This window comes from Legionella bozemanae (assembly GCF_001648595.1).
GTDB lineage: Bacteria > Pseudomonadota > Gammaproteobacteria > Legionellales > Legionellaceae > Legionella > Legionella bozemanae.
This window is the reverse complement of record NZ_LBAW01000017.1, coordinates 54,469-66,537: the sequence shown is the minus strand read 5'-3', so window position 1 is coordinate 66,537 and position 12,069 is coordinate 54,469. Positions and strand designations below refer to the sequence as shown.

Genomic DNA, 12,069 nt, shown 5'->3' with positions numbered 1-12,069 from the left:
GCATAGCATAGGGTCTGTTTACATTTCGCTAGATTGAGCTCAAATGATCTGATTTTCGAATGCCCAAGCCTAGCATATATGAAGTATGGGAGAGCGAAACACAGAACATCATGTCATTTGAACCAGATCATAGATGTCTAGATAGATATAGAATTTTTATTGAATTAGTTGTGCTTATAATCGATATCATGTTTTATTTGCATTCTGTTATAATGAGTGAAATTGAGTATTTGGTAATGCCATGTTAACTCCTGATGGACATTGTGCTAAAAAAATTGAAAAAGTGATGCTGTTAGCATTATGGGCCAATACTCTAAGGGATGAAATTCAAGCACAAGGTTTAGCCGAAACAAAAAAATTGATATTTGCGGGCCTTGGAAAACCAACCTATCCTATTAATTCAAATACTATTGCCTCATATCTTTCATATTGGCAAAAATTGGATGATTTAACTAAAAAATGGAAAGTAGATCCGCAGCAGGTTGAAGAGGATATTGCCATTGATTATGGAGATCCTCGAGGTGACTATGCGCCGCGAGCATTAATGGCCGATATCATGTCACGATGGTATGAAACAGAAATTAAAGCGGAAAACATATTATTTACTGTGGGTGGTATTGGGGCTTTGCGCGTGTTATTTGAAACCTTTAATACTCATTTTGAAGAGGTGCCAGGGTATCGAATTATTACCCCTTTTCCTTATTACAGCGCATATTCCAACAATGCGTTGCATTGTTTACATCCAATTTATGTGATGGACAAACCCGGATATAAACTCACGGCGCAAGCAACGGAAGAGAGTATTAAAGAGGCTTATACTTTAGCCGAAGTGGATCATGGTTGGCCCAAAGCCATATTAATTTGCAATCCATCAAATCCCTTGGGAAACATTATTGATAAAGACGAGCTAATAAAAATTGCTGATGTTTTGCGTCAGTATCCTAATTTGTACATCATTTTTGATGAAGCTTATACCGAGATGAGTTTTTCAGATGCCCCTTCTTTTTTAAAAATTGCTCCTGATCTAAAAGAGCGAGTAATTGTCTTACGCTCAGCAACAAAGGCTTTATCTGCGGCGGGCGAGCGCATGGCAGTGCTTTTAGTATTTGAATCAAGTTTGATGAATGAAATGCTCAATAAAAATATAAGCTATTTCATTCATGCACCGCGCTCAGCGCAAGCTGCCTATGCACAAACCATGGCGAATTTTGGCCCCGAAGAAAAAAATAATATAGCAACCTTCTATGAGAAAAAAGTGGATTATGTGGTTGCACGCTTAAAAAAAATGGGTGCAGCAATGCCTGATCCTTTATACCGCGTAGAAGCTACTTTTTATGTTCTTGCTGATTTTAGTGATATGTTTGGTTTGCCTTTACCCAAAGAAGCAGCGCGAGTTTTGCAGAAAACTGGCATTGTGGAGACGGACGAAGATCTTGCATATTATTTATTGTTTGAAGATTACTTGATGGTTACACCTTTATCTTATTTTGGATTGTCCAAACATGATGGTTTTATGCGTATTACTTGTAGTGGTCGAGAAAATGAGCTCTGCGATCTAATGGACAGGCTCGAGAGACGGTTATTTGAGTCAAGGAAAAGAATAAAAAACTTTCTTCTAGAAAAAATTAATCACAGGCTTCCGGAATTAAAAAAAATAGATGGCCATATGTTTGAACTCATCTGTCAAAAACTGCAAACAGGAAATAAAGAAGAAGATACCTGCTTGAATTTGAAGTTAAAAAATCAATCATTAAAAAAAATTAATGATACGATCGTCGATTTTTTTGCAATCATGAAGTCGGAAGAGATCTAGCTAGGAGCCGGGATCACAAATTTTTTTGCCTACGTACCGCGCATAAAGCATGGTACGTAGAAATGAAAAAGTGACCACATCTTAGGTTGGGTGTCCCGGTTACACTCTATTCTCATTAGGTGAACGCTTATACTGAATTCAAACTACGAGGAGATTAACCCTGAATGAATTGCTTGATCGTAAGCGTGAGCCGATTAACTAATTCATCAATCTCTTCTTCATTAATGATGAGGGGAGGTAAGAGTCTCACTACAGTATCTGCAGTAACGTTAAAAAGTACACCGTTAGTAAGTCCCAGTAAGCGAGCATCATTAGCGGGTCGATCTAATTCAATACCAATCATGTAGCCTTTTCCACGAATTCCTTTTACGCCAGGATGTTCCCCGAGATTTTTGATTAATTTCTCCATCAATAGACTGCTATTTTTTGTGACTTTTTCACAAATTTTGTCGCGTTCTATAACTTCCAATACAGTTAGAGCTGTAGCGCAAGCCAGAGGATTGCCACCAAAAGTTGATCCATGATTTCCAGGTTTAAATAAATCTTTCGCGCGTTTACTCATCAGGCAAGCGCCTATAGGAACACCATTACCCAAACCTTTAGCTGTAGTAAGCACATCAGGTTGAATGTCATAGTGCATATAGGTAAAAAGTTTTCCTGTACGGCCGTTTCCAGTTTGGATTTCATCCAAGATAAGCATCCAGTCATGTTGTTCACAAAGTTTGACCAGAGAACGAAGATAACTTTCTTCTGCCGCATGGATCCCACCCTCTCCCTGAATTGGCTCAAGCATTACCGCAACAACATCTTCTCTATTTGCTGCAATAGTATGAATGGCATCCAAATCATTAAAAGGAGCGCGAATGAAGCCTGGCACCAAGGGTTCATATCCCGCTTGTACTTTTCGACTTCCTGATGCGGTTAAGGTTGCCATAGTACGGCCATGAAAGGCTCTTTCCATAACAATAATTGAAGGAGTTTCAATTCCTTTTTTGTGGCCAAAAAGACGGGTCAATTTAATCGCTGCCTCATTGGCTTCAGCACCAGAATTAGCAAAAAAAGCCTGCTCCATACCCGTCATGGTTATCAGCTTTTCAGCGAGTAATTCTTGTTGTTTGATATGAAAGGTGTTTGATGTATGGATTAGCTTGGCTGCTTGTTGTTGTATGGTTTTTGTCACATCCGGATGAGCATGTCCTAATCCGCACACTGCTATCCCGCTTAAACCATCAAGATAGGCCTTGCCCTGCTCGTCATACAACCAAACTCCTTCTCCATGTGTAAAAGTTATTGGCATAGGATTGTAACTAGTAATTAAAGCCATAATATTTTCCTTAAAACTGAAGGATCTCCACCCAAAAATATCTCTCCTTATTCATGGAGAGACAGGGGTGGCCACATTATAGCCATAACTTTCTTTGCTGCGCTATACGAATGGAGAAATCCTCAGTAAAAAGAATTGTTTTATTTCATATTGCTGGTTGCAAAATCCCAATTTACCAATTTCCAAAATGCAGAGATATAGTCAGGACGTGCATTACGATAATCAATATAATAAGCATGCTCCCATACATCACAAGTCAATAGTGCATTTAAGTCTTCAGTCATTGGAGTGCCTGCATTACTGGTACTGATTATTTTTAAAGCCTCCGTATTATCCTGCACAAGCCATGCCCAACCCGAGCCGAAAGTAGATATTGCAGTTTGTGTAAATTGTTCTTTAAATTCGCTAAATGAGCCAAAATGCTTGTTAATTGCGTCAGCCAATTTGCCTTTGGGCTCACCACCACCATTAGGACTGAGGCAGTGCCAGTAAAAAGTATGATTCCAAACTTGTGCAGCATTATTAAACATGCCACCTTTTGATTTTTTAATGATCTCTTCCAGTTCCATGGATTCAAATTCGGTGCCAGGAATTAATTTATTTAAATTGTTAACGTAAGTCTGATGATGCTTGCCATAATGATATTCTAGTGTTTCACTGGATATGTGGGGCTCCAATGCATTCTTGGCATATGGTAATTCAGGCAATGTAAATGTCATCCTAATCTCCTATTATTTTATTCTGTGGGATAAGTTTAGCAGGAAGGACATGATATTCAATGAAGATTAATTATAATCCTCATACTAAAAGGTAATTTTACCTATGGAATACTGGATCACTGCAATAAAAATGCATGTTTGTACTTGGAAGAATGCTATTTTCAACTGTTTTTTGATTATTATTAGATCAAATGGGGCATTAGTTGGCTTTTAAGGTAAGATCTGCTATCCTATTCTACTAAAAATTTATTGGTTGCGGGCTTTACAGGTTTTCGCGATAATGGTGATAATTAATTTATTATTTTAAGGTGTGTGAGTGGATACTTTAGAAAAAATTAAAAAGCAAATAGCAGAAAATGCCATCCTGCTTTATATGAAAGGCTCGCCGAAGATGCCGCAATGTGGATTTTCTGCCCGTGCAGTACAATGCATAGAATCTTGTGGCGTAGATTTCGCCTATGTCGATGTTCTTGCTAATCCTGATATTCGCCAAACATTACCGCAGTATTCTGATTGGCCTACTTTTCCGCAACTCTATGTGAAGGGCGAGTTAATCGGTGGTTCTGATATCATTGCTGAATTATTCCAGCAAGGTGAATTAGAAACAATGCTGCGTGATGCGATTGCCGCATAATATAATGAGTTAATACCATAATAATAACTATAATGATGGAGATCATAGAATGAGTGTATTAGTGGGACGAAAAGCCCCTGATTTTACCGTTGCGGCTGTTATGCCAAATGGTGAGATTATGGATAAGTTTAATTTACACGAGCATATAAAAGGTAAGTATGGCCTCGTATTTTTTTATCCTCTAGATTTTACTTTTGTATGTCCTTCTGAGTTGATTGCTTTAGATCATCGTATTGATGAATTCAAAAGCCGTAACGTTGAAGTGGTTACTGTTTCTATTGATTCACACTTTACTCATAATGCATACAGAAGTACTCCAATTAATAAGGGCGGTATTGGTCCTGTTCGATACACTATGGCTGCAGATATGACTCATAGTATTTGTCAATCCTATGGAGTTGAACATCCATCTGCAGGTGTTGCATTCCGCGGTGCATTCATTATTGATACCAATGGAGTAGTTCGTTCACAAATCGTTAATGACTTGCCTATAGGTCGTAACATGGACGAAATTTTAAGAATTATTGATGCAGTTCAGCATTTTGAAGAAAATGGTGAAGTTTGCCCTGCTGGTTGGGAAAAAGGTAAAGCGGGAATGAAGGCATCTACAGAAGGTGTTGCTGCTTACCTAACAGAACATTCTGACTCATTGTAAAATTTAACCCGGGCAGCGCGAAGCGTAGTCCGGGAAATTTCTGCTTTTTTATCTGAATTACTCTTGACCCAAAGGTCTATTTACATTCGCTAGCTTGAGCCAAACTGCCCAGATAAGAAAAATGGAAACAGACCTAAGTATTTTCCTGCATGGTTTTCCACATGTTGGTCATGTGGCAAAATAAATCGGCGGTTTTTTCTGCATCATAAATGGCTGAATGTGCTTCCTGAGCGTTAAAAGGAATTCCTGCTGCTTGTGCCGCTTTCGCTAATACAGTTTGCCCATAAATAAATCCACCTAAAGTTGCTGTATCAAAGCAGGTAAACGCGTGAAAGGGTGATTTGATTCCAGTTCTTTTTATGGCTTCCTTGATAAATAACAAATCAAACCATGCATTATGGCCGACTAAAACAGCACGCTGGCATTGAGTTTTTTTAAGTGCCGCAAAAATGGGATGAAACAAATTTTCTAAAGCAGTTTTTTCATCTAAAGCAAAGCGCAGTGGCTGATAAGGATCAATTTGATTGAACTCTAGAGATTTTTGATCCAGCTCAGCTCCAGGAAAGGGCAAAATATGTTCAAAATAACTTTCTCCACGGTAAAGATTGCCTTGTCTATCCATAAAAACTAATACAATGCACATTTCTAACAATGCATTTCTATAAGGATCTATGCCTGCGGTTTCTACATCAACTACTACAGGTAAAAAACCACGAAATCGTTCTCGTAAATTCATATAAAATAAATTATCGCTTGGGTTCATGAATGCTCCATTGAATGATTTCACCTGCAGCGATTGGAACAACTTGGCTGGAGCCTAATGGCAAATAATTAGGTATTGTTTGTGGGGATTTAATCAATTCAATGTGGTGTTGATTGATGGGTAGTTGATAGAAGTCCGCACCAAAACGACTGAGAAAATGGTTGAGTTGTTTTAATTGATTCAATTCATCAAATACTTGTGCATATAAAGCAAGCGCGAATGGAGCGGAATAAATTCCTGCACAGCCACAGGCACTTTCTTTTGCACTGACACTATGAGGCGCGCTATCTGTTCCGGCAAAAAACTTTGGATTTCCGCTGCAAGCAGCATTTTGTAATGCTTTTTGATCTTTTTCATGCTTTAAAATAGGCAGGCAATAATAATGAGGCCTAAGTCCGCCAACGAGTAATTTATTTCGATTATATAATAAATGATGGGGAGTAATCGTTGCAGCAACCGTTGCAGGGGCTTCTGTAACATATTCGACCGCAGCTTGTGTCGATATATGTTCGAGGACTATTCTTAGTTTGGGAAAATTTTTAACGATTGGTTTTAGATACTCATCAATAAATAAGGATTCGCGTTCAAAAATATCACTATGAGTGACTTCCCCATGAATTTGGAGTACTAGGTTATTATTTTGTAATACTTCAAAAAGAGGATAAAGATCTTTTAGTGATTTTGCTCCTGCTTCAGAGTTGGTTGTGGCGCCGGCGGGATAAAGCTTTGCGCCGAGAATATAAGAAGTATTTGCTGCGTGCTGTAATTCTTCGGCACTTACAGAATCATTTAGGTAAAAAGTCATATAAGGTTCAAAAGCATTGCCTTTAGGCCGTGCAGTTAAAATCCTATTTCTATACTCATTAATGGATGCCAATGTCGTTAGTGCTGGTTTAAGATTCGGCATAACTAACACACGCGCAAAATGTTGCGCGCTGTCTGCCACTGTATGTTGTAACATCTCATTATCCCTAAGATGGACATGCCAATCGTCAGGGCGATTAATCATTAGCGTTTGCATAATAAAGATTCCTGCATTTTTGCCGATAACTAAGAATAACATGAAATAAGTCGCAGGAATGAATAAAAGATGGCATTTGGGGAGCAGAAGGGACAATTTATAGCATGTATTGCACTAAGTGCAGTACTTACAATGGACACTGGATACACAATGACCCAAGTTCATTTTGCAAATCCGCTAGGCGCAAAGGGATGGCGCGTGAGCCGTAACCAAATTCGTTGTGGATTATCCCTTACGATTCCTAATTATGGTATTGCCTATTTTGAACAGTATGCAGCAAAACCGCCTCATTTTATTTTACGTACCTGGGATGAGGTACAACGATTTTTACCTGCAAAAATTATTGTAACAACTCCTAACTGGAAAGCGGAAAGGCCACCTATTCTAGTAGGGCAGCTTACGGTTAAGCCTGGGGAGTATGGAATTTATCTAAGACGAGATGGCGCTTTAAAATTACTTACTTTTCTATCACAAGGCTACGAGCCAAATTTTACTTATCGTGCGGAAACCGGATTTAACACGATGGTTTCATTGTCACCCGTTGGTTTTCAAAAACCATATTCTCGCTATCAAGAATGCATTGGAAATCTATTACCATTTGGTTATGAGCAAGTTAGAGAAAGTATATTTCATTATAAAGAAGATAGCAGAGAATTGACTGATGAAGATAAACAACAATTACGTCGTATTGCTCGATATGTAGAGGCAGATGCACAAATAAAAGAAATACGAGTTATTGGTTATGCTGATGCAAATGGTCGTAAAGGTTATAACAATGCAATATCTGAAGAAAGAGCACGAACTGTTGAAAAATATTTACTAAAACTTGGTGTACCTAAAGAACAACTCTTGGTGACCTGGGTAGGTGAGCTCTATCCTATTGCGAGAAATGATACCGATGCAGGTCGGGCTGCAAATCGAAGAGTCGTGATTACTCTAATAAAGAAATAAAGTTGATTAGCGCATTAATGGAAGCTGGCCTAACTCATTAAATGTAAGGTTGCAGATTTTAATAGATATTTTATATTCCCGAATATATTATTCTTGTTCTTCTTGAAGAGTAGTGAACACAAATCGTTTTTTGCACCCAAAATCAAAAGAATCACCATCCTGCCCAAAAAAGATATTCTTCGTGCAAAAAAGGCATATCTAATTGAAAAATATTAATTTTTTTTTGCAAAATTTCTTGACTTATTCTATTCCACTGCTAATACTCACACTGTTGCATGCATCGACCCTGAAGCGACGAAGGCATGCTAATGACAACTCCTAGTAGAGAGTTATCAATTAAAGAGGAACTAATAATAATTTATGCGGAGACATAAGCATGTTAAGTTTAAAAAAAACCACTTTAGCAATTTTAGCTTTAGGCAGCAGTGCAGTATTTGCTGGCACCATGGGTCCAGTTTGCACTCCCGGTAACGTCACTGTTCCTTGCCCAGCTACTGGGTGGAATGTTGGCGGACAGGCATTAATTTTACAAACAATGACCGATAACGATATTTCATTAGATATCGCTAGTACTCCAACAGGTGTTGCTATTAATACTGAATTGGATGCTCAATGGAACTGGGGATTCCAGATTGAAGGTTCTTACCATTTCAATACTGGAAACGACATCAATGTGAATTGGTATCATTTAGATACAGGTTGGAACAATACTGAATTCGCTCCTGCTTTTGATCCAGAGACATTAATTGGTTTTGGTCACAAAAACAGATGGGATGCAGTAAACGGTGAATTCGGTCAATTTGTTGACTTCAGCGCGAATAAGAAAATCCGTTTCCATGGCGGTTTCCAATTTGCCAGCATCAAGAGAAGCGTACATGCGTTTGCAACAGACTTTGATGGCGGTATCCCTGACTTCACAGATGGATTCAATGGTAGCACTCAGTACAACGGATTTGGTCCACGTACTGGTATTGACATGAACTACGTATTCGGTAACGGCTTTGGAATTTATGATAAAGCAGCTGCTGCAGTATTAGTTGGTTCACAAAAACATGGTTATGATGTTGGCTTCGTTGATCCAGATGCTTCTGTTGCTGGCGTTAGTGTTTTCACAGTTGATGTGAGTGGAACCAGAACAGCAATCGTTCCAGAATTAGAAGCTAAATTAGGTGCTAGCTATGCTTATCCAATAGCGCAAGGTGACTTAATTCTGGATGCTGGGTACATGTGGTTTGACTACATCCATGCGTTAAACACAACTGTGTTGCCAGTTACTTCAACTGACTTCGCTGCTGCTGGTCCTTATTTCGGCCTGAAGTATGTAGGAAATGTTTAATTTCTTAATTGATTAAGATCTTATGAAAGCCCGTCTTCATGATGGGCTTTTTTTTTCTAATGGAGTATTCATGTTTAAGAAAGCAACTATAGCTGTATTGGGATTGGCAGCAAGTGTAGCTACTGCCGGAAGTATGGGGCCAGTTTGTACCCCAGGTAATGTTACAGTTCCATGTGCGACAAATCTTTGGGACTTCGGTGCGCAAGCACTCTATTTAAGATCAATTTATGGCGCTGACAAAGCATTTCAACCTGGGACAGTACCTTTAAATAAAGAATTAAAAAATGATTGGAACTGGGGATATTTTTTAGAAGGTTCCTACCACTTCAATACAGGAAATGATATCACTATCAACTGGATGCACTACAGCACATCCGCAGGGCCAACAGAACTTTTCGGGTTTTTAACTATCCCAGCAGTAGATGTTCCAGAAATACCAGCGCCATTTGAATTCATTAACCGAAATAGAATTGATCAAGTTAATGTAGTGATGGGCCAACATACTGATTTTAGCATAAGAAAAAAAATACGTTTCTATGCTGGTTTGCAATATGCAAATGTACAATCAACGGGTAAAAATTATTATGTGACCTCAATAATTCCTTCACTTGCAAGCAATCCATTTAGTAAATTTGATAATACTGATTATAAAGGTATTGGACCTGTGGCGGGAATTAATTATGCCTATTACATTACGGACTCATTAAGTGTTACCGCAAATGGAGGGGGCTCTATTCTCTATGGAACAAATCGCTATCATGCTGGCTTCGTCGCCTCTCCCGTTCATGCTATTGTTGAACAGGTATCCTTCCGCAAAAATGGTATTGTTCCAAGCTTGGAAGCAAAACTTGGTGTCAATTATGCTCATGCAACTCCTATAGGTCTTGCTAATATTCAAGCAGGTTATCAAGTTGTCAATTATTTTCATGTGTTGGAAGAGCAAGCACTTCCTAATCTATTTGGACCTGTTCGCGCAGTTGATTACGGGGTCTATGGCCCATACTTTGGCCTGAAGTTAATCGGCAACGCATGATCAAATCATCATAGGCAGTATTCACTAGAAAACCCATACTTTGGTATGGGTTTTTTTATACAAAAAAGTTACAAAATTTAAGCAAATTTGTAAAAAAGAGGCTAGCCACTCCTTGTTTACCAAGCTATAATTTTCTGCCATTCCGATGTGGAAGTAAAAATAATGAACAGGAGTACCGCATGCAGTATAAAAAAATAATATTGGCCCTAGTCTGTTTGTCATCGCCACTCTATGCGGAACATGATCAACAGTTGCAACGTCAAATAGCTCATTTACAAAAACAAGCACAACAATTACAAGCTCAACTAGACTCGTTACAAAGGGAAATGGTTTCTCAGAAAGTGAAACACCAACCCAAGTCGAGCAAAAAAGAAACAAAAAAACAAGAGTCCAAACCTCATGTAAAACATGGAAAAAAACATGAGCATGACCAAATAATACAAGATAACATGGTCAAATATCATTCATCGACGCTGTCGATACATACACCTGAAGAGCATCCAGAGTCAGTAAGATTTTATCCAACTGCTTTAGTGGCTGAGGGACGGGTTGTTACCTATATTGCGGGAACACCGGTGGTCGCTTCTCCATACTTGGGGGATAGGCCCGCATTTGATGGATCAGATTATATTGTTAATATCTCGAGTATCAATCGCGATATCCGTTTGATGCAACAACGTCGAAAATTATATAGAGCATATCGGAATATGGGCTACCCAATTCCTGACAGACCAATCATTGCACTTAGTGGTAAAGCCGAACCTGTAGGCATGCTCAATAGTGATTATGTTGGGGGTACAAATGTTGATTTAACTCTTGGCTCTAGTGAACTCGATGTTGCTGCTGCATTAAACCAAAACGTTGAAGCCTACATAGCAATCGCATATGATGCAAGCCCCCCGGAGGTTGGTCCAAGAATTAATAATTCCGCATTTAACCTCAATATGGGTTTTGTCAACATTGGTAATTTGGACAAAACACCATTTTATTTTACCGCAGGGCAGTTGTATGTACCTTTTGGTCGTTATTCCAGCTCTATGATCAGCTCTCCATTAACTTTAGATATGGGGCGAACAAAAACAAGGCCTTTTATAATAGGTTATAAGTCTCAAGAAGATACCGGACCATTTGTTTCAACATACATTTATCGAAGTGATACCACACTGGGAAGAGCTGGAGTTGGTGGTGTGAATGGCGGTTATGTCTTTGGATTTGACAGAATGAGTGGTGAAATAGGTGCCAGTTATATCAGTTCAATTAATGATGCAGCTGGAATGCAAAATACTGCAGCAAACCCTGGGACTTTTGGTGGCTTTGGTTCTTTACTCAATGGAAATGAACTGGTGCGTAAAACGGAAGCTGTAGATGTATACGGCAATATGGCTTACGATCGATTTAACTTTGCCGCTGAGTGGGTTGGAACTATTGAGGCATTCAGAGCTCAGGATTTGAGTTTCAATGGCCATGGTGCAAAACCACAAGCATTACAAACAGAAATTGATATGACATTCAGGGTATTCAATAGACCTGCGTCTGTTGGTGTTAGCTATCAACGGACTCGAGAAGCACTTGCACTCAATTTGCCAGAACACCGATTTATTGGGGTATTTAATATTTCTATTTGGAAAGATACTGTAGAAAGTATTGAATATCGGCATGAAATTGATTATAGCTCCAATGATTTTGCCAATGGCGCTGCGCCTCCTGGCCTTGTAAATGCGCCAACCATAGGAACTGGAGGCAGTGCGGATACAGTTTCTGCACAAATTGGTGTTTATTTCTAAAAAGCAATCCTTATGAATCTGAAGAGGCCCGGGTAA

General features: G+C 38.9%; 11 protein-coding genes. 7 read left to right on the top strand and 4 right to left on the bottom strand.

All coding sequences use genetic code 11. From position 1 onward, the window contains the following. Positions 1 to 241: 241 nt before the first annotated feature. Positions 242 to 1,813 carry a pyridoxal phosphate-dependent aminotransferase gene (locus A8O27_RS12925; protein WP_058459028.1) on the top strand — a complete coding sequence of 524 codons (1,572 nt, stop codon included), beginning with the start codon at positions 242 to 244 and terminating at the stop codon, positions 1,811 to 1,813. Between the two features lie 154 nt (positions 1,814 to 1,967). Here A8O27_RS12925 and A8O27_RS12920 read toward each other — a convergent pair whose 3' ends face one another. After that, complete coding sequence (locus tag A8O27_RS12920) at positions 1,968 to 3,137, bottom strand: aspartate aminotransferase family protein (RefSeq protein WP_058459027.1); 1,170 nt, start codon at positions 3,135 to 3,137, stop codon at positions 1,968 to 1,970. Between the two features lie 140 nt (positions 3,138 to 3,277). After that, positions 3,278 to 3,856, bottom strand: a complete 579-nt coding sequence (gene sodB, locus A8O27_RS12915) for a superoxide dismutase [Fe] (protein ID WP_058459026.1) — start codon at positions 3,854 to 3,856, stop codon at positions 3,278 to 3,280. A gap of 316 nt (positions 3,857 to 4,172) precedes the next feature. Between sodB and grxD the strand changes: the two genes are divergently transcribed. Beyond that, positions 4,173 to 4,490 (top strand): Grx4 family monothiol glutaredoxin, encoded by a 318-nt coding sequence (gene grxD, locus A8O27_RS12910; protein WP_058459025.1) that lies wholly within the window; start codon positions 4,173 to 4,175, stop codon positions 4,488 to 4,490. Between the two features lie 49 nt (positions 4,491 to 4,539). Continuing rightward, complete coding sequence (locus tag A8O27_RS12905; protein ID WP_058459024.1) at positions 4,540 to 5,145, top strand: peroxiredoxin; 606 nt, start codon at positions 4,540 to 4,542, stop codon at positions 5,143 to 5,145. 133 nt (positions 5,146 to 5,278) lie between these two features. Here the strand turns inward: A8O27_RS12905 and rnt are convergent, their stop codons facing one another. Next, complete coding sequence (gene rnt, locus A8O27_RS12900) at positions 5,279 to 5,908, bottom strand: ribonuclease T (RefSeq protein ID WP_058459023.1); 630 nt, start codon at positions 5,906 to 5,908, stop codon at positions 5,279 to 5,281. Then, entirely contained in the window at positions 5,892 to 6,929 is a 1,038-nt protein-coding gene (pyrC, locus tag A8O27_RS12895) for a dihydroorotase (RefSeq protein ID WP_058459022.1), read from the bottom strand. The genes rnt and pyrC overlap by 17 nt, the downstream gene beginning before the upstream one ends. A gap of 69 nt (positions 6,930 to 6,998) precedes the next feature. Here pyrC and A8O27_RS12890 point away from each other — a divergent pair, with 69 nt between their 5' ends. The 4 genes from A8O27_RS12890 to A8O27_RS12875 all read left to right on the top strand — a co-directional run bounded on the left by A8O27_RS12890 (position 6,999) and on the right by A8O27_RS12875 (position 12,033). Then, positions 6,999 to 7,880: a flagellar protein MotY gene (locus A8O27_RS12890; RefSeq protein ID WP_058459021.1), complete on the top strand. Its 882-nt coding sequence runs from the start codon at positions 6,999 to 7,001 to the stop codon at positions 7,878 to 7,880. 376 nt (positions 7,881 to 8,256) lie between these two features. Then, positions 8,257 to 9,216, top strand: coding sequence for an Lpg1974 family pore-forming outer membrane protein (locus A8O27_RS12885; protein WP_064115097.1), 960 nt, complete (start codon positions 8,257 to 8,259; stop codon positions 9,214 to 9,216). A gap of 70 nt (positions 9,217 to 9,286) precedes the next feature. Further along, the gene (locus A8O27_RS12880) at positions 9,287 to 10,249 is read left to right on the top strand and encodes an Lpg1974 family pore-forming outer membrane protein (RefSeq protein ID WP_058459020.1); all 963 of its coding nucleotides are present in this window, start codon (positions 9,287 to 9,289) and stop codon (positions 10,247 to 10,249) included. Positions 10,250 to 10,428: 179 nt separating this feature from the next. After that, a complete protein-coding gene (locus tag A8O27_RS12875; protein WP_058459019.1) occupies positions 10,429 to 12,033 on the top strand; it encodes an LbtU family siderophore porin in 1,605 nt (534 codons plus the stop codon). The last annotated feature ends 36 nt before the right edge of the window (positions 12,034 to 12,069 follow it).